The sequence below is a fragment of the Steroidobacteraceae bacterium genome, assembly GCA_041395505.1.
In the GTDB taxonomy this organism is placed as follows: domain Bacteria; phylum Pseudomonadota; class Gammaproteobacteria; order Steroidobacterales; family Steroidobacteraceae; genus JAWLAG01.
In genome coordinates this window covers 2,423,241-2,442,041 of sequence record JAWLAG010000001.1, presented here as the reverse complement: position 1 = coordinate 2,442,041, position 18,801 = coordinate 2,423,241, and the positions used below count along the sequence as shown (strand labels likewise).

The following is an 18,801-nucleotide window of genomic DNA, read 5'->3' as shown; positions in this document are numbered from 1 at the left end:
GCGGGCTCCTGGTGGTTGGGTGACTCAGACCTTCAGTGCGCCGCGGCGCATCTGATCACGCTCCAAGGACTCGAACAGCGCCTTGAAGTTGCCCTCGCCAAATCCTTCGTCGCGCTTTCGCTGGATGAACTCGAAGAAGACCGGGCCGATGAGGCATTCGGAGAAGATCTGCAACAGCAGACGCGGTTCGCCCTTGGTCGTGCCATCGAGAAGAATGCCTCGCTTTTGCAGCCTGGCCACGTCCTCGCCATGACCCGGCAGGCGCTCTTCGAGCATTTCGTAGTAGGTATCGGGCGGCGGTGTCATGAGCTTGACACCATTCGCGCGCAGACGGTCGACGGTCGCGAAGATGTCGGGCGTTGACAGTGCGACGTGCTGGATTCCCTCGCCATTGAAGCGCATCAGGTATTCCTCGATCTGGCCGCCGCCCTGGGCCGCTTCCTCGTTGAGCGGAATGCGGATGCGGCCGTCGGGTGCGGTCATCGCCTTGCTGGTGAGGCCGGTGTATTCACCCTTGATGTCGAAATATCGGATCTCGCGAAAATTGAACAGCCGCTCGTAGAAGGCCGCCCAGAAGCCCATGCGTCCACGGTAGACATTGTGCGTCAGATGGTCGATTTCGGTCAGCAAGGCACCCGCGGGCGCGCGATCCGCGTCCTGGAAGAACTGGAAGTCGATGTCGTAGATGCTGCTGCCTTCGCCATAACGGTCGATGAGATAAAGCGGCGCGCCGCCGATGCCCTTGATGGCCGGCAGGCGCAATTCCATCGGGCCCGTGGGGATATCGATGGGCTGCGCACCGAGATCGAGTGCAAGCTGATAGGCCTTGTGCGCATCGCGCACACGGAAGGCCATGCCGCAGGCGCCGGGGCCGTGCTCTTCGGCGAAGTAGGCGGCGAGGCTTTTGGGCTCGTGGTTGACGATGAAATTGATGTTGCCCTGGCGATAGAGCGTGACGTCCTTGGATCGATGCCTTGCAATGGCATTGAAGCCGAGGCTGTCGAAAACGGATTCGAGTGCGCCTTTGTCGGGCGCAGCAAACTCGACGAATTCGAAGCCGTCGAGCCCCATCGGGTTGTCGAACAAATCTGCCACCGCACCATCTCCGCCAGCGGGTAATTAGTTGCAATTGTAACTAATTGCACTTGAACCGTCAACAGCAGCAAATCGCGGCGCGACGCGAAGGCGCTCCGTCGGCACGAGTCGCCCTCGACCGGATTGGGCGTACGATAGGGCTTGGCGATCGGGATCCGGGGTGGAGCAGACAAGTGAGCGATGCATGCGCGAGTCGTAAACGCCGTAGTTTGCTGCGGATCACGATGGGCACGGCCGCTGTGGCATTCACCCTGGCCGCCTGCGATGGCAACGCCGGCCAGGCGAGCGCGCGCGTGCGGGTGCTGCCCGTGCCCGACAACGGCACTCTCGCCGATGCGGCCATGGATGCGGCCGGCAGGCTGCATCTCGCCTTTCTGCGCAACGACGATCTGTACTACACGGTAAGCGCTGACCTGGGGCGCCAGTTCGCGCCATCGCTACGGATCAATGAGCGCAAGGGTTTTGCGGCGGGCGGACTGTTCCGTGGCCCGAAGATCGCGATCACGGCCGATGGCCGGGCGCATATCGTCTGGTACAACCGGGCCTATGCGCTGGGGCTCGATCGCACGGCCTGGGGGGTAATGTATTCGCAATTGGGCCCCGGGCCAGAGGTCGCTACGAGCTACGCATATCGTGGCGGTGCGGATGGCTATTCGATTACAGCGTTCGACAATATCGTGACGGTCGCCTGGCACGATGATCGCGCCGTCTTTGTTGCGCGCAGGGCATCGGGTGCCGACGAATTCGCCGCGCCGCTCGAATTGCGTTCCCTGGCATGTGAATGTTGCGACACCTCGCTCGCAATGAATGCCGATCAAGTGCTGTGGGCGGTTTATCGCGACCGGGAGGGCAACAGGCGCGACGAGTATCTGCAGCGCGTTGATCTGCAAACCGGCGAACAACGACGACTGCGCCTGGATGCAGAGAGCTGGATCATCGACGCTTGCCCGATCTCCGGTGTGGGCATGGCGCTCGAGGCTCAGCGTGCTGTCATCGCCTGGGAGCACGACGGCGCCGTGTTGTTGGCCGCAGTCGATCTCGATGCAATGCAAGTCACGCGGCGCGCAGCGCTCGGCGCCGGAAAATATCCCCTGGTGCTGGTGAGCGGCAATTCCGTGCTGGTCGCGTGGAAAGACCGGAAGCTCCTGCGGTGGTCGTTACTCGCGCTGGATACCTTCGCGCAGATCGAGCAGGGCGAGGCCGTCACCCGCACGAGCGACCGTACGACTGGCGTGGCCACGCGCGATGGTCACTTCATCCTGCTGCGGTAATTGCACATCAGCGACTCTTCGCGCGCGCCTCGTCGATGATCCTGCGCGTCACGGTCCAGGTCGTCTCGTTCGGCCGCGTGTCGTCGAGCGGCGGCGGCGTTAGATAGGCCGGGTAGCGCGACTTCAGCGCGTCGATGAGCTGCGCGGGAATGCGCTTGGCGTCGAAAGTCGAGAAGCCGGTGGCGTTGAAGATCATGAGCCCGGGCCGGTCGCCCATTTTCATCCATGGCATCCATGCGGACACGCGCTGCCAGGAGATGCGTGACTCGCCGATGCGCTTCCTGCGCGCATCGAGAAAATCGGCCGCGCGATAATAGGTATTGAAGATTTCGATCGCGTGGTAGGTGCCGCCGACATAGTCCTGATACTCGCCCGCGAGTGGATTCGTATAGAAGAGTGGAAACTCGCTCGAAGAGACCACGGTGTCGTCGTAGCGGCGCAGTGCAGCGCGCGAGGCGGTACCGTCATCGGCAAAGGCGAAGGCCGGCGCGCGCATGTTGACCGGGTCGTTCGCGACATGGATGACGTCCACCGTCTCGTCGGTCCAGGGGTTGGTCCAGCGATCGACGATCTCGTTGCTCTTCGGGTCGAGATAGATCATGACCTCGCGCGAGACACTGCGGAAACCAGGACCACGCCTGGCATCCTCGAGGCGCGCGCACTGGCGCGTGTTGATGCCGATGACATTGAAGAGGTGTCGGTCGCGCTCGCCGGGCACGCGACTGTAGAGTCGGCCCTCCCACAAACCGTAGCGGGTGACGCCCGCCTCGGTCGTGCCGCAGGTCATTTTCGCATTCCAGTCGAGCGCGGCAAGGCCCGTGCGCACTTCGTCATCGCCGAGCAGTTCGGCGCGGCCGAGTGGAAAATGGAAGGATAATGTGAGCAGCAACGCGAACGGCAAGGCAAAGCGGCGGTGCATGTCGAACTCCTCATCACGATGACGAGTGCATCATGCCAGCGTTGGCGCGATCGGCGCGGGTCGGTTAGTCCGGCCGCCACCCTGCGAGCAGGAGCAGGGCAGCGAAGCCGGCGACATAGCTCAATGCGACGTACCAGCCCTCGCGCAACCAGCGACGCGCCGAGCGCGCTTCGGGGTACAGGGCCGTGACGGCGACACCTGCCGATGAGCCGAACCAGATCATCGAGCCGCCGAAGCCGACCGCATAGGCAAGGACGCCCCAGTCATATCCGCCCTGGCGCAACGCCAGTGCGGTCAGCGGTATGTTGTCGAACAGTGCCGACACGATGCCGATGCCGGCGGTGGAGTGCCAGGTCGGCGTCGGCAATCGTTCAACCGGCATCATGGACGCTGCAGTCACGAGTGCGAGCAGGAACAGTGCGCTGCGCAGCGCGCTCGGCAGGACGGTCCAGTCGGGCCGGCGCAACGGCACGCTCAACAACAAGCTACCACTCACCACGGCACCGAGCAGCGGCAGGCGTTCGAGCAGCTGCGGCTGATGCGTATTGGCGATGACATTGGCTGCTACGGCCAGCGCGAGCACGAGCAGCACGATGAGAATGCGCGGCAGATCGACGCGTGTGTCCTTCGGCGTGTCGGCCATGATCGGTGCGTGTCGCTGTTGCGCCAGGGCGGCTGGAATGCCGCAGACCAGCAGTGCGGCGATGGCACCGATGTAGGCGTGGAACACTTCCGACGGCGCCTTGCCATGGATCCAGATCATGGTGGTCGTGGTGTCGCCGATGACGCTGCCGGCGCCGCCGGCGTTGGCTGCCGCAACGATTGCGGCCAGATAGCCGATGCGCACGCGGCCGCGGTAGACGCTGTGCGCCAGCGCGCCACCGATCAATGCCGCGGCGATGTTGTCGAGGAAGCTCGAGATCACAAAGATGCCGAACAGCAGCCACAATCCGCCGGTCCAGTTGTCGGGCAGGTAGTGGGGCAGCTTCCTTGGCAGTTCGCTCAGTTCAAAATGTCGTGCGATGAGTGCGAAGCCGACGAGCAGGCCGAAGAGGTTGGCGAGTGTGACCCACTCATGCGCGAGGTGGTGGCCAAGTCCGGCCAGTCCCGTGGCAGCGCCAAAGCCGGTGATGAGTATCTTGTAGAGCGTGATCACGAGCAGGCCGAGCAGCGCGGCGGTCAGGCTGTGGTCGTGCCACAGGGCGACGGCGAGCAGGGTAGCGCCGAAGAGCAGGAACTCGATGGGCAGTCCGGCCGGGGGCACGGGCAGGTCTCCACGGGTTTTGGGCGAGCGACGGGGCGAGATTGTGTACCAAGGTCAATTGCTTAGGCGGCTTTTGTAGAGGAATTGAGAACGGCAGCGTGGGGCTTGCATCTGGTTGGAAGCTGTATATAATCACAGATACTGTATATCCCAACAGGTTCCACATGTCCGACCTGACACCTCGCCAGACAGAAATTCTCCGCCTCATCCAGAGAGCCATTGCCGAGACCGGTATGCCGCCCACGCGGGCAGAAATCGCGCAAGAGCTCGGGTTCAAGTCCGCCAACGCCGCCGAGGAGCATCTGCGTGCCCTGGCCCGCAAAGGGGTCATTGCGCTCATACCGGGCACCTCCCGCGGCATTCAGCTCAAGGACACCCTGCGCGAGCAGCTCGGTCTGCCGCTCATCGGTCGGGTGGCGGCGGGCAAACCCATCTTCTCGGAGGAGAATTTCGAAGCGCACCTGTCCATCGACCCGGCCGTGTTCTCGCCGCGCCCGCATTACCTGCTCAAGGTCACCGGCATGTCCATGAAAGACGCCGGCATCCTCGATGGCGATCTGGTCGCCGTGCACCGCACGGCTGAGGTGCGCAACCGCCAGATCATCGTCGCGCGGCTCGAGAACGAAGTCACCGTCAAGCGCTATCGCCAGGAGGGCGCTTTCGCCTGGTTGCTGCCGGAGAACCCCGACTTCGAGCCCATCAAGGTCGATCTGAAGAAAACCGAGATGCTCATCGAGGGCGTCGTCGTCGGTGTCGTGCGCCGCGGCTCGGCCCGCGCCGGCCTCACCTGATTCGTTGGCTATTGCCCAGCCGCGAGATCATTGCGATGAACGCCAACAAAAAAGTCAGCTTCCTCGGTTTGCGCACTGCCAAGTACCGTGCAACCGACATTACCCGCGCGCGCGATTGGTACAGCCAGGCGCTCGGCATCGCACCTTATTTCGACGAACCGTTCTATGTCGGTTTCAATGTCGGCGGCTTCGAACTCGGCCTCGATCCCGATCCCGCGAGTAGCGCCGAAGGCGAGGGCAGTGTCACGGTCTACTGGGGCGTGCCCGATATCGTGGCCGCTCGCGCACATCTGCTCACCCTCGGCGCAAAGCCGCATGCCGACATCCAGGATGTCGGCGGTGGCATCAAGGTCGCCACGGTGCTCGATCCTTTCGGCAATGTCTTCGGTCTCATCGAGAATCCCCATTTCGGGCAGTCCGGGTAATCGCCCCGTGCTCAAGCCGCAGCCTGCCCCATGTCCAAGGATTCTCTCAGGGAGTCACTCAAGGAGCCTCGTCTCGCACAGTTGCTGATGCACCCCGCCATCTGGCGCGGTCGCAGCAGTGCCGCCATCCCCTGTTTCAGCAGCGGCTTCCAGTTGCTCGATACCGGTCTGCCCGGAGGGGGCTGGCCACAAACCGGTCTGGTCGAGATTCTCACGCCATATCACGGCCTGGGTGAATTGCGACTGTTGATGCCCATGCTGGCGCAGGCCAGCCACGCCGAGCCCGCTCGCTGGATCACCTGGATTGCACCACCCTTCGAACCCTATGCACCCGCCCTCGTTGCACATGGCCTGGCGCTGGCGCGGCAGCTCATCGTGCGCACCGAGACGGCACTGTGGGCCATGGAGCAGGCGCTCGGCGGCGGTGCCTGCACGGTGGCCTTGACCTGGGTGCGCCGCGCCAGTCCGCGCAGCATCCGCCGTCTGCAGATCGCCAGCGAGCGCGGCCAGACGCTCGGTTTCGTGTTTCGTGCGCTATCAAGCGCACGCGAGTCATCGGCGGCGCAACTGCGGCTGATCCTCAACCCGCGTCCGGGCGGCTTGCGCGTCACGCTGCACAAGAGTCGTGGCGGCACGCGTGCGCCCATCGATATCGATTGGCCATCCGGTCATGGCTGAGCGCAGATTGAGAGGCCTGCGGTTGGCAGGGCGTGCACGGAGCGCACAGCAAAGTCTGTTTCAGTCGCTCCCCGATACTCGCTTGGTGAAACAGACTTTGCTGTGCGCCCCGCACACCTCGTCGTTACCGGCTCCGACGACCCCGGCCATTACCGTCGTCGAACAAACCCAGCGTACCGCGATCGCATCGCAGTTGTGGATGGCGCTGCACATTCCTGCAGTCGCACTGCAGGCAGTGGCAATTGCAACTGACGATTCACCTCTCGTTGTCGTCGCCATCGAACAGCGTGTGCAGCGGGTACTCCACGCCAATAGCAAGGCGCGGCAGGCGGGAATCGCGCCTGGCATGGGGCTCAATGCCGCGCTTGCGCTGCAGGCAGACCTGCGCGTGTGCGAGCGCGACCCGGCACGGGAGCGGGCACTGCTCGAGCGACTCGCGGCGTGCATGCTGCAGTTCTCGCCGCGGGTCAGCCTCGAGCCGCCGGATGCGGTGCTGCTCGAGGTCAAGGGCAGTCTGCGCCTGTTCGGTGGCGCAGCGGTGCTGTGTCGGCAGATTGCATTGGCTTGCGAGGATGCGGGTATCGCCGTCACCCAGGCGTTGACGCCGCAGGCCCTGGCGGCACTGATCTGCGCCCGCGCGGGTGTTGGTGCGCACATCACCGACCCTGGGCAACTCCGGGGACAACTGGCCAAGCTGCCGCTCGGGGCATTGCGCTGGCCGGACGATGAGCTTGCGCGTCTGGCGAACATGGGCGTGCATCGCCTCGGTGAATTGCTGCGTTTGCCGCGCGCCGGTTTTGCGCAGCGTTTCGGTCCTGCGCGATTGCGCATGCTCGATGAGCTTGCCGGCAAGGTAGCCGCACCGCGCCGCACATTCATCACCGCAGAGCGCTTTCACGGCCGTGTCGAGCTGGATCACGAGCTGACCAGCAGCGCACAGATTCGTCTGGCGCTGCAGCCACTGCTATGGCAGCTCGAGGATTTCCTGCGCCAGCGCCAGTCGGCGCTCAATCAATTGCAGCTGCGCCTGTCGCATCGTGCACGACCGGCAACGAGCTTGCGATTGACTCTCACTACAACCGAGTTCGCCGCCGCACAATTGGATTTCCTGTTCGGAGAACATCTGGCGCGATTGCAGCTGCCGGCGGCCGTTACAGGGTTGCAGCTGCGCACGGGGCCGCTCTTGCCCATGACCACCAGCAGCGCATCGCTGTGGCGACGGGGCGAGCATGGCGGCAGCGCCGACCGGGAGTTGCCGGCTTTCATCGAGCGTCTGCGTGCGCGCCTTGGCGTCGAGGCAGTCCATGGCTTGTGCCTGGTGCCGGAACATCGGCCGGAAGCGGCCTGGCGCGTTGCGGAGCCCGTCCTCTCGCCATTGGCCAGTGCTTCGGTGCCGACTTCATATCCGTCCGAGACGTCGATGTACCGGCGGCCACTGTGGTTGCTGGGCGAGCCGCAGCGGCTCGATACCCGCGAGGGCCGGCCTTGCTACGGTGAGACTCTGCAATTGTCGTCCGGGCCTGAACGAATCGAGAGCGGCTGGTGGGATGGCCGCGATATCGCACGCGACTATTACCTTGCGTGTAATGCGGCGGGCATGAGCTTGTGGGTTTATCGCGAGCGTTCACCGCCCCATGCCTGGTATCTGCATGGTGTGTTTGCCTAGTGCCTCGCACTTACGCGTGTTCGAATGTCGTTGTGCTTGTCTGCGTATCCTGTCCTGTTTTCAGGAACGCCGTGACCCATTCGCCTGGGCCACACACCGAAAGTGATTTCATGCGTGCCGTGAGAAGTGCATGATGCGCGCCGCTGCACCGGCTTATGCCGAACTGCACTGCCTCACGAACTTCACCTTCCTGCGCGGTGCATCGCGGCCCGAGGAGCTGGTCTGTCGCGCCCGGGAACTCGGCTACCGCGCACTGGCCATCACCGACGAGTGTTCGGTGGCGGGCGTGGTACGTGCGCACACGGCGACCAGGGAGCACGCACTGCCGCTGATCATCGGCGCCGAGTTCACGCTCGATTGCGGTACCCGTCTGGTCGCCCTTGCGGAGAATCGGCGCGGCTATGGTCGTCTGTGCCGTTTGATCACCCGCGGCCGCCGCGCTGCCGACAAAGGCAGCTACCGGCTCACGCGCGCAGACGTTGTCGAATGGCTGCACGATTGCGTGCTGCTCTGGTTGCCTCCAGCGAGTGCGATTTCGGGTGCTGCCGAGGCGCAGGCCATGGAGCAGGCGATGTGGATCAAGACCCATTTCGACGGCGCGGCCTGGCTCGCCGTCGAGCTGTTGTGCGATGGCACTGATGCGCTGCGCGCGCGCCGCCTCGAGCGACTCGGCGCGCAGCTGGGCTTGCCGATCGTCGCCAGTGGCGATGTGCATATGCATCGGCGTGAGCGCCGTCGTTTGCAGGATGCACTGACGGCGATCCGCCTCGGCACGACCCTCGGCGGGGCGGGCACGGCGCTGTATGCCAATGGCGAGCGCTATCTGCGCGAGCGCGAACGGCTCCTGCGCATCTATCCGCGCGACTGGCTCGCGGCCACGGTTGCCATTGCCGAGCGCTGCCATTTCTCGCTCGACGAACTGCGCTACGAGTATCCACGTGAAGTCACCCCCGCGGGCGAGACACCCGCCAGTTATCTGCGCCGCATCACCTACGAAGGCGCCGAGCGACGCTGGCCGCAGGGCATGGCGCCGAAAGTGCGCGCATTGATCGAACACGAACTCGCGCTCATCGCCGATCTCGGCTACGAACCCTACTTCCTCACTGTCTACGATGTGGTCAGTTTCGCGCGTGGCCAGGGTATTTTGTGCCAGGGACGCGGGTCGGCCGCCAATTCGACCGTGTGCTATGCGCTTGGCATCACCGAAGTCGATCCGGCGCGCATGTCCATGCTGGTCGAGCGCTTCATATCGCGCGAGCGCAACGAACCACCCGATATCGACATCGACTTCGAGCACGAGCGGCGCGAAGAAGTCATCCAGTATGTTTACCGCAAATACGGTCGGGAGCGCACGGCGCTCACGGCCACCGTCATCAGCTACCGCGCGCGCAGCGCGCTGCGCGACCTCGGCAAGGTGCTGGGATTCGATCCGCTGCAGAGCGAGAAGCTCGCGAGCACCATGCAATGGTGGCACGAGGGGATCGATGCGAGTCGTATCCGCGACGTCGGTTTCGATCCCGACAACCCGCGGGTGCAGCTGCTACTTGAGCTGGCGGGCGAGTTGCAAGGCTTTCCGCGCCATTTGTCGCAGCACGTGGGCGGTTTCGTCATCAGCGAAGGGCTGCTCGAGGAGCTGGTGCCCATCGAGAACGCGGCCATGCCCGAGAGAACCGTCATCCAGTGGGACAAGGACGACCTCGATGATCTCGGTCTGCTCAAGGTCGACCTGCTGGGGCTCGGCATGCTGAGTGCAATCCGCCGCGCACTCGACCTCATCTCGGGTTGGCGCGGCCAGCCATTTACCATGGCCGATGTCCCGCCCGAATGTCCGCTCACCTACGAGATGATCTCGCAAGGCGATACCACCGGGGTCTTTCAGATCGAATCGCGCGCGCAGATGGCGATGCTGCCGCGCCTCAAGCCGCGCAACTACTACGACCTCGTGATCGAGGTTGCGATCATCCGCCCGGGCCCGATCCAGGGCGACATGGTCCACCCCTATCTGCGGCGGCGCAACGGCGAGGAGGCTGTCGATTATCCCAGCGAAGCGGTCAAGGATGTGCTCAAGCGCACCCTCGGCGTGCCTATTTTCCAGGAGCAGGTCATGCAGCTCGCCATTGTCGCAGCGGGTTTCACTCCGGGTGAGGCAGATCGCCTGCGTCGCGCCATGGCGGCCTGGAAGCGCCGCGGGGGTCTCGGGCCGTTCGAAGAGCGATTGATCAATGGCATGCGCGAGCGCGGCTATGACGAGCAGTTCGCCCGGCAGATCTTTCAGCAGATCCTTGGTTTTGGCGAATACGGATTTCCAGAATCGCACGCCGCGAGCTTCGCCTTGCTGGTCTATGTGTCCGCCTGGCTCAAATGTCACGAACCGGCGGCGTTCACGGCGGCGCTGCTCAACAGTCAACCGATGGGTTTCTATGCGCCGGCACAGCTGGTGCGTGCCGCGGCCCATGCCGGCGTCGAGATCCTGCCGGTCTGTGTCACGGCGAGCGATGCCGACGCACGGCTCGAGCGCGGCAGCGCTGATGCGCAAGGCAGGCCTGCGTTGCGACTCGGCCTGCGACTGGTGAAGTCACTGTCCGGCGTTGCCATGCAGCGCATCATGGCGGCGCGTGCGCACGCGGGCTTTGCCTCCGTGGCCGATCTCGCGCGGCGGGCGGTGCTCGAGCGCGGCGATCTCGAGGCGCTCGCCGCCGCCGGCGCGCTGTCGCGGCTGACCGGGCATCGCCATCTGGCTTTCTGGGACGTGGCGGGTACCGAGCGCGAGTTGCCGCTTGCGCCGGTCGCGGTCGCAGATGCAGCGCGGCCGCTGCTCAGCCGACCGACGGAGGCTGAGAATATCGTTGCCGATTATCGCGCTCTCGGCCTGACGCTCGGGCGTCATCCCATGGCCCTGTTGCGCGAACGGCTGCAACGCCAGCGCATCGTCACTGCGGCGCAACTGGGTGATTTGAACAATGGCAGGTCGGTGCGCGTTGCCGGCATCGTCATCACCCGGCAGCGGCCCGCGAGCGCAAGCGGAGTCACGTTTGTCACGCTCGAGGACGAGACCGGTCATGTCAACCTGATCGTCTGGGAGAGCGTGGGCCAGGCGCAACGGCGCGCGCTGCTCGAGTCGCGGCTGATGGAGGTACATGGCGAGCTGCAGCGCGAGGGTATCGTCACGCATGTGATCGCCGCCAGGTTGCTCAATCGCACCGCCTGGCTCGGTCGGCTGGCCACCCGTTCGCGCGATTTTCACTGAGCGTTGCCAATACGCTGCAAACGCCACGTGCCGACCCGAATCCGGGTCGGCACGGCACAGAATGCAGCAATAACGAGCGGCGGCCCAGCTAAAATCGCGCGAGTGCGCAGCCAGCTGCGTGCAACAGGGAGTCGATGACGGGCGATGCGCACGACGCTGGGAGCCACCTGGACGCTTTTGCTCGGCATGGCATTGCTGATGCTGGGCGGGGGCCTGCAAGGCACGCTCGTCGCCTTGCGCGCGACCCTCGAGGGCTATTCGACGCTGGTGACGGGGCTGATCCTCGCCGCCTATTACGTCGGCTATGTCGCCGGCTCGGCCGCGGCGCCGCGCCTCGTGCGCGATGTCGGCCATATTCGCGTGTTCGCCGCATTCTGCGCGCTTGCGGCTGTGGTCGTCCTGTCGATGACTTTCCTGATTGCCGCGCCATTGTGGATAGCGCTGCGGTTCGTCTCCGGGTTCTGCTTCGCCGGCTTGTACGTGGTGGCCGAGAGCTGGCTCAATGACCAGTCGAGCGCGACGCAGCGCGGCGCGCTGCTCGCGGTTTACATGCTCATCTGCTTCGGCGGCCAGGGCCTCGGCCAGTTGTTGCTGAATCTCGCGGATCCGGCAAGTGTCGAGTTGTTCATGCTGGTTGCCATCCTGATCGCGCTCGCGCTGGTGCCCATGGCACTCGCTTCGCGTACAGCGCCCGCGCCGCGCGCCGCCGTGGCCGTGCGTGTGACAGAGCTCTACAGGATGTCGCCCCTCGGTGTCGTCGGCGTCACGATGTCGGGCGCGATTTCCGGCTGCCTGTTCTCGCTCGGGGCGGTCTACGTGGCAAGGCTCGGATTTGATGCCGCCGAGGTGGCGAGTTTCATGGCGGCGGCGATTCTCGCGGCCTGCCTCACGCAACTGCCGGTCGGTCGCCTCTCCGACCGCGTCGATCGCCGATTCGTGCTGGTTGCCGCCTGCGTCCTCTCGGCGGCGGCGGCGCTGTCTGCGGCCCAGGACATTGCACGCGGCGGGGCGTGGTTGCTGCCGCTGATCGGTATCTACGGCGGGTTCAGCCTGACGCTCTATGCGCTCAACCTTGCCCATATCAACGATCAACTGAGTGATGCGCAGATGCTGAGCGCAAGCGGCACGATCGTGCTGCTGAACGGCGCGGGCGCGGCGGTTGGGCCGGTCCTTGTTGCTGCGATCATGCAAAAGGCAGGCAATGGATCGTTCCTGTACCTGCTGGCCGCAATGCACATCTCGCTCGCAGCTTTCTCCCTGTATCGCATCGTGCGCCGTGCGCCCGTACCTGCGCCCCAGAAATCGCCCTTTGTCAGTACGCCGCCGGGCACGAGTTCGAGTGGTGAACTGTTCGCGAGCGCAAGCCATCCGCACCAGTCGCCGACCGCTACCGCGGACGAGGATTCGTAGCGGCGGCACGAGGTGGAACACGCGCCCTGCGGGCATGATGGCTGCAATACCGGCCTGACCCGGCCGGTCATCTTGTGGTATGAGAATGATCTCTGCCCGTTACCCGGCCGCGGTGCTCCTTGCTGCCCTGGCAATCAGCGCCGCCGTCGGGGCGGCGGATGCACAACGCTTTCGTAGCGGCTTCACGCAAACGACGCTGGTCGAACTCTACACGTCCGAAGGTTGCAGCAGCTGTCCGCCGGCGGATCGCTGGTTGAGTTCGCTCGTCACGCGAGAAGGTCTGTGGCGCGATTTCATTCCGGTCGCGTTTCACGTCGATTACTGGGACGAACTCGGCTGGCGCGATCCGTTCGCGAGCCGTGCCAACAGCCAGCGCCAATCGCAACATGCCGATGCAGAGGGCTCCAGCACCGTCTATACGCCGGGCTTCGTGGTGAACGGCCGCGAATGGCGTGGCTGGTACGCCGGCGAGCGCACTGTCACCGGGCGTCGCCTCCCGGCGGGCGTGCTGGAACTCGCCGTGCAGGATCAGCAGGTCGATGTCAGCTTCGAGCCGGTCACGCAGTCGGGCCCGCTGCAAGTCGAGGTCGTGCTGCTCGGTTTTGGCCTGCAGAGCAAGGTGACTGCCGGGGAGAATCAAGGCCGGAGCTTGCGGCACGATTTCATCGTGTTGGCACGCAGCAGCGCATCGATGGTGGCGACCGGCGGCACCATGACGGCGAGCGTGCGTCGACCGCGAACGGCCATGTTGCCGACTCGGCAGGCGATGGTGGCATGGGTGAGCAGGCCTGGCTCGGCTGCGCCACTTCAGGCTGCCGGCGGCTGGTTAAACCAGCAGACACCGGGCAGCGGCGCCGCGCCACACCGACCGGCCGGTGGCGAAGAATCGCGTTTGATCAGCCCGCGAGGCGTCGGTACGTGCGTTTGCCCGCCGGCGTATCGCCGTCGTCGTCGACTCCAATGTCGTAATCGTCGAAATCGCTGACCAGCTCGGCGGTCAGTTTTTCCTCGCGTAATCGTTCCAGGCGCCGCCAGGCCGGGTCATCGCACTTGGCGCCGATCCGGCCGGCTTTTTCAAGGTCACGAAATACACGGTCGACGTCATCACCATCGTCGTCGAGTTCGTCGTCGATGTCGTCGACGAGATCGTCCTCGTCCTCTTCGGTCTCGACCTGTTTTGCTTTCGCTTTGTCGCCCATAGGAGCTTCGTCCGCTTGACGGGCGATCTATAGCGCAAGCGGGGGGCGCACTGCAATGGGGCCGATCAGCGAATTAGGGTATTCATTTCGAAAATCGGGAGCAGCATCGCAAAAACGATGCCCATGACGAACAAACCCATCACAATGATAAGGAGCGGTCCGAGCAGGCCGACCATCGCCGTCAGCAGCCCGTCCAGCTCCCGCTCCTGGCTGAGCGCTGCACGTTCCAGCATCGAGTCGAGTTCGCCTGAGGATTCGCCGCTCGATATCAGGTGAATGGTCATGGGCGGGAACAGCTTGCTCACGCCGAGCGACCGGCCGATGGGCGCACCTTCGCGCACGCGCTCCGCCGCCTGTGCGACCGCCTCGCGCATCGGGATGTTGGTCACAACTTCGCCCGAAATCCTGAGTGCCTCGAGTATGGGTACGGCGCTCCCGGCGAGGATGCTGAAGGTGCGGGTAAAGCGGGCCGTGTTGAAGCCGCGCACCAGGCGGCCGACAAGCGGTAGCGCGAACAGGCGTCGATGGACGCGGCGCCGGAAATCATGGTCCCGCAATGCCCGCACGAACAGCACCACTGCGACGACCAGCGCGAGGACCAGCCAGATGCCGTAATCGCGCAGGAAGTCGCTGATGCCAATCAAGGCACGGGTGATGAAGGGCAGCTTGGCGCGGCTCGACTCGAACACGCCCACGACCTTCGGCACCACGAAGACCATGAGACCGGCGACGATGCCAAGGCACATGATGGTCAGGACGATGGGGTAGAGCAGCGCGCCGAGGATACGCTGGCGTATGACTTCGCGGCCCTCGGTGTAGTCGGCCAGTCGCTCCAGCACCGTGTCGAGGTGTCCTGATTGCTCGCCCGCCGCAACCGTCGCACGGTAGATTTCCGGAAAGACCCGCGGAAACTCCGCGAGGCCGGTCGCGAGGCTGTGTCCTTCCATGACCCGTGCCCGCACGCCCATGACGATGCGCTGCACGCGCGGCTTTTCCGTCTGCTGCGACACCGCAAGCAGGGCCTCTTCGAGCGGCAGGCCGGCTCGGGACAGGGTCGCAAGCTGGCGGGTGAGGAGCGCAACGTCCGCACTCGATGCGCCGCGCCGTTGCAGCAGGACCCGCGCGCCCGGCTTGCTGGCTTCCTCGCTGACCTCATCGACCGCGACAGGCAGGAGCCGGCGCTCGCGCAGGAGCTGTCGCACCTGCCGTGCATTGTCCCCTTCGAGAACACCTTTGCGCTCGCGGCCATCGGCATCGAGCGCGGTGTATTCGTATGCCCCCATCAATCCTCGCGGGTGACGCGGAGAATTTCCTCCAGCGTGGTCTCGCCTTTCAATACCTTGTCACGGCCATCGTCGCGGATCGAGCGCGTAAACGTGCGCGCATAGCGTTCGATATCGAGCTCCGAGGCGCCATCGTGAATCATGGCACGCAATTGATCGTCGATGGGGATGAGTTCGTAGATGCCCGTCCGACCACGATAACCACCGCTCGGGTCATCGCCTGGCCGGTACAACACGGGCGCTTCCGCCTGGTTGTCGATTCCGAGCAGGCGCCGTTCGTATTCGCCGGCCGCATAGGCTTTCTTTGTTTCCGGATTGAGTACGCGCACCAGGCGTTGCGCGAGGACGCCAATCAGGCTCGATGACAGCAGGAAGGGCTCGATGCCCATGTCACGAAGGCGCGTCACCGCACCCGCTGCCGTGTTGGTGTGCAACGTGGAGAGCACGAGGTGTCCGGTGAGGCTCGCCTGCACCGCGATCTGCGCCGTCTCGAGATCGCGGATTTCGCCGACCATCACGACATCAGGGTCCTGGCGCAGTATGGCGCGCAGGCCGCGCGCAAAAGTCATCTCGACCTTGGTGTTGACCTGCGTCTGGCCGATGCCGTCGATGTAATACTCGATCGGATCCTCGACCGTCATGATATTGCGGGTGTTGTCATTGAGGCGCTCGAGCGCGGCGTACAGCGTCGTGGTTTTTCCCGATCCGGTCGGGCCTGTCACAAGGATGATGCCGTGCGGCTTGTGGATCAGTTCATCCACCATGAACTGTGTCTTCGAGTCCATGCCGAGCTGGCCGAGATCGAGGCGGCCCGCTTGCTTGTCGAGGATGCGCAACACGACCCGTTCGCCGTGCCCGGACGGAATGGTCGAGACGCGTACGTCCACCGCGCGCCCCGCAATCTTGAGGCTGATACGGCCATCCTGGGGCAGGCGCTTCTCGGCGATATCGAGCTTGGACATCACCTTGATGCGCGATACGACGAGCGGCGCAGCGGCGCGTTTTGACTGCAGGACTTCACGCAATACGCCGTCGACCCGAAAGCGAATGACCAGCCGGTTCTCGAACGGTTCGATATGGATATCGGAAGCGTTTTCCTTGACCGCCTGCGTGAGCAGCGCGTTGATCAGGCGTATGACCGGCGCATCGTCCTCGCTCTCGAGCAGATCCGCCTGTTCGGGCAGCTCCAGCGCAAGGTGCGCCAGGTCGTTGTTGTCATCGAGGCCCGAGGCGGCCTCGATGGCATCCGAGCCCGCTTCATAGGCACGTTGGAGGAGCTTGTCGAAATCCTCGGCGGAGAGCTTCTCGAGCTTGACCGGAATGCGCACCACGCGCCGAAGTTCCGAGAGCGCAGCCGGGGTGGCGCCGCTGCGGTAGGCGCATTCGGCGACGCCGTCAGTGATCTTCTTGACGACGACGCCGTGGCGTTTGGCAAATGCAAACGAGACACGGCCCGGCGACATATCACTGGCGGCGACGCTCACGATTTGGGTTCCGTTGGGGTTGCCGTCTGGGGCTCCGCAGTCGGCGGCTCCGTCGTCGTCGGGGATTCAGACTGGTTCTTATTTGCCGGTGCCGCGGGCGCTTCGCGCTTGACAGGCGGTGGATCGCCGGGCGGCAACTCCGGTTTCTTGACCCCCGGCAGCAACGGCAGTACTTCGAATTTGCGATTGCTGCGCTGCTGTTCGTTGCGGATATAGTTGTATTTGGCGTTGGTTTCGATGGCGGCATCGACTCCGTCGCGCAGTATGCGCGGCTTGAGGAAGACCATCAGGTTGCGTTTGTCCTTCTTGGCGCCGCGGTCACGGAACAATTCGCCGATCAACGGGATGCGACCAAGAAACGGCACACGCGACTCGCTTTCCGTGTACTCATCGCTCAGCAGTCCGCCGAGCACGACCGTGCCATTGTCCTCGATGAGGATATTGGTCTTGATGCTGCGCTTGCTGGTGATCTGATTGAGATTGGCCACGCCGCCGGCGGTGCTGCCTTCGAGCGATGAGCTCTCGATCTCGATCTTCAGGAGCACGCTGTCGCCTTCGTTGATCTGCGGCGTGACCTTCAGGATGGTTCCGACCTCCTGGCGCTGGATGGTCTGGAACGGATTGATAGAGCCGTTGGTCGCGCCGGTGTTGGTGAACTGGCCGGTCAGGAACGGCACTTCGCGAGCGACCTTGAGCTCCGCCTCCTGGTTATCCATGGTGACGGCCGAGGGCGTGGCGACGATGTTGGTGCTGGTATCGGTGCGCAACGCCTTCAGGACCGCGGCGAAATTGATGCCGGTCTGCTGCAGTCGTCCGATGCCGACCAGGAACCCGGAGGGCAGGGTGCCGACATTGGCCGCCGTCGGGTCGAGCGCCGCATTGGCGAGATTGATGACCGGCGAGGCGCCGCCGTTCGGCAGAAAGCCGCCGACCGCCTGGTCCTCTTTGGAGCCGTCCACGGCCCAGGACACGCCGAGCTGTGATTCCTTGCCGGCAACGACGTCCACGATGATGGCTTCGACCAGCACCTGGGCACGGCGGATGTCGAGCTTGTCGACGACCGCCATCAGCTCGCGCATGATCTTGGGCGGCGCGGTGATGACCAACGCGTTCGTTTCCGGTTCCGCCCAGATCGTGGTGCTGCGATCGGCCGCAGCCGCAGCCGCTGCGCCGGCCTGGCCGCCGCCCGCCGCTGCCTGCACGACACCCGTCGCCTGTTCCTTGAGACTCGCGGCGATTTTCTCGGCATCCGCATAGCGAAGATAGCGGACCTGGGTCGCGCCGCCGTTCTCGAGCGGCGTATCGAGGTGGGCAATGAGCGTCCGGGTGCGCAGCCGCTGGCCGCTGTCGCCCGACAGCAGGATGCTGTTCGATCGCTCATCCGCCACGGCGCGCACACCGCCACCGCCACCTGCGTCGGCACCCTGGCCCTGCGTCAGGCTGCTCAGAATTCGCACGACTTCCACTGCCGATGCGTGTGTCAGCTGGACCACTTCGATCTCGGCATCGCTCGTCTGGTCGATGCGCTGCACGATGCGCATGATGCGGTTCACGTTGTTCGCGCGATCCGAAATGATCAGGATGTTCGAGCCCGGGTAGGCCGCGAGGTGACCTTGCTGGGGAATCAATGGCCGAATGATCGGCACGAGCTGCGCCGCGCTGACATTTCGCACCGCGATCACCTGGGTGACGATCTCGTCCGAGGTCGAGCTGATGCGATTGGGCAGGTCATCGCCCGGCATCTGCCGCGCATTCGCATCCGGCACGATCTTGATGACGTTACCCGACGGCGCGGCGACGTAGCCATGGACCGCCAGGATCGACAGAAAGGCCTCGTAGAACGCATCCGGCGACATCGGGGTCGTCGACAGCATGGTGACGTTGGCGCGCACCCGCGGGTCGATGATGAAATTCTTGCCGGTCGCGGCACTGACCGCCTCGACGATCTGCGTGATGTCCGCGTCCTTGAAATTTGGCGTGATGCGCTGGCCGCCCTGCTGGGCGCCGAGCGGCCGGGATCCGGCCAGGGCGAGCAACCCGCAGGTGAGGAGGATCGTCAGTGCTTTCAT

At 64.4% G+C, this 18,801-nt stretch carries 15 protein-coding genes; 8 read left to right on the top strand and 7 right to left on the bottom strand.

All coding sequences use genetic code 11. From position 1 onward, the window contains the following. Window positions 1–24 precede the first annotated feature (24 nt). Window positions 25–1,071, bottom strand: coding sequence for a 4-hydroxyphenylpyruvate dioxygenase (hppD, locus tag R3E77_11445; protein ID MEZ5500025.1), 1,047 nt, complete (start codon window positions 1,069–1,071; stop codon window positions 25–27). A gap of 197 nt (window positions 1,072–1,268) precedes the next feature. Between hppD and R3E77_11440 the strand changes: the two genes are divergently transcribed. Further along, a complete protein-coding gene (locus tag R3E77_11440) occupies window positions 1,269–2,366 on the top strand; it encodes a hypothetical protein (protein MEZ5500024.1) in 1,098 nt (365 codons plus the stop codon). Between the two features lie 7 nt (window positions 2,367–2,373). Here the strand turns inward: R3E77_11440 and R3E77_11435 are convergent, their stop codons facing one another. Both R3E77_11435 and R3E77_11430 read right to left on the bottom strand, forming a co-directional pair. Further along, on the bottom strand, window positions 2,374–3,285 hold the full coding sequence (locus R3E77_11435; protein ID MEZ5500023.1) for a DUF1838 family protein: 912 nt from the start codon (window positions 3,283–3,285) through the stop codon (window positions 2,374–2,376). Between the two features lie 64 nt (window positions 3,286–3,349). Further along, entirely contained in the window at window positions 3,350–4,549 is a 1,200-nt protein-coding gene (locus R3E77_11430; protein ID MEZ5500022.1) for a hypothetical protein, read from the bottom strand. 164 nt (window positions 4,550–4,713) lie between these two features. On the opposite strand from R3E77_11430, the gene lexA reads away from it, so the two are divergent. From lexA to R3E77_11395, 7 genes are all read left to right on the top strand, one after another. Continuing rightward, window positions 4,714–5,340, top strand: a complete 627-nt coding sequence (gene lexA, locus R3E77_11425) for a transcriptional repressor LexA (protein MEZ5500021.1) — start codon at window positions 4,714–4,716, stop codon at window positions 5,338–5,340. 35 nt (window positions 5,341–5,375) lie between these two features. Then, entirely contained in the window at window positions 5,376–5,765 is a 390-nt protein-coding gene (locus tag R3E77_11420; protein MEZ5500020.1) for a VOC family protein, read from the top strand. A 30-nt stretch (window positions 5,766–5,795) separates the two neighbouring features. Then, window positions 5,796–6,443 (top strand): translesion DNA synthesis-associated protein ImuA, encoded by a 648-nt coding sequence (imuA, locus tag R3E77_11415; protein ID MEZ5500019.1) that lies wholly within the window; start codon window positions 5,796–5,798, stop codon window positions 6,441–6,443. An 85-nt stretch (window positions 6,444–6,528) separates the two neighbouring features. After that, entirely contained in the window at window positions 6,529–8,109 is a 1,581-nt protein-coding gene (locus R3E77_11410; protein MEZ5500018.1) for a DNA polymerase Y family protein, read from the top strand. Window positions 8,110–8,239: 130 nt separating this feature from the next. After that, the gene (locus R3E77_11405) at window positions 8,240–11,356 is read left to right on the top strand and encodes an error-prone DNA polymerase (protein ID MEZ5500017.1); all 3,117 of its coding nucleotides are present in this window, start codon (window positions 8,240–8,242) and stop codon (window positions 11,354–11,356) included. A 144-nt stretch (window positions 11,357–11,500) separates the two neighbouring features. Further along, on the top strand, window positions 11,501–12,766 hold the full coding sequence (locus tag R3E77_11400) for an MFS transporter (protein ID MEZ5500016.1): 1,266 nt from the start codon (window positions 11,501–11,503) through the stop codon (window positions 12,764–12,766). A gap of 85 nt (window positions 12,767–12,851) precedes the next feature. Beyond that, window positions 12,852–13,751: a DUF1223 domain-containing protein gene (locus tag R3E77_11395; GenBank protein ID MEZ5500015.1), complete on the top strand. Its 900-nt coding sequence runs from the start codon at window positions 12,852–12,854 to the stop codon at window positions 13,749–13,751. On the opposite strand, the gene R3E77_11390 is transcribed toward R3E77_11395, so the two are convergent. The 4 genes from R3E77_11390 to gspD all read right to left on the bottom strand — a co-directional run bounded on the left by R3E77_11390 (window position 13,663) and on the right by gspD (window position 18,801). Beyond that, window positions 13,663–13,965: a hypothetical protein gene (locus R3E77_11390; GenBank protein MEZ5500014.1), complete on the bottom strand. Its 303-nt coding sequence runs from the start codon at window positions 13,963–13,965 to the stop codon at window positions 13,663–13,665. The two genes, R3E77_11395 and R3E77_11390, sit on opposite strands and share 89 nt — an antisense overlap. Before the next feature lie 65 nt (window positions 13,966–14,030). Next, window positions 14,031–15,248 (bottom strand): type II secretion system inner membrane protein GspF, encoded by a 1,218-nt coding sequence (gene gspF / locus R3E77_11385; GenBank protein ID MEZ5500013.1) that lies wholly within the window; start codon window positions 15,246–15,248, stop codon window positions 14,031–14,033. After that, window positions 15,248–16,711, bottom strand: coding sequence for a type II secretion system ATPase GspE (gene gspE, locus R3E77_11380; GenBank protein ID MEZ5500012.1), 1,464 nt, complete (start codon window positions 16,709–16,711; stop codon window positions 15,248–15,250). The genes gspF and gspE overlap by 1 nt, the downstream gene beginning before the upstream one ends. Window positions 16,712–16,728: 17 nt before the next feature. Then, window positions 16,729–18,801, bottom strand: a complete 2,073-nt coding sequence (gspD, locus tag R3E77_11375; GenBank protein ID MEZ5500011.1) for a type II secretion system secretin GspD — start codon at window positions 18,799–18,801, stop codon at window positions 16,729–16,731.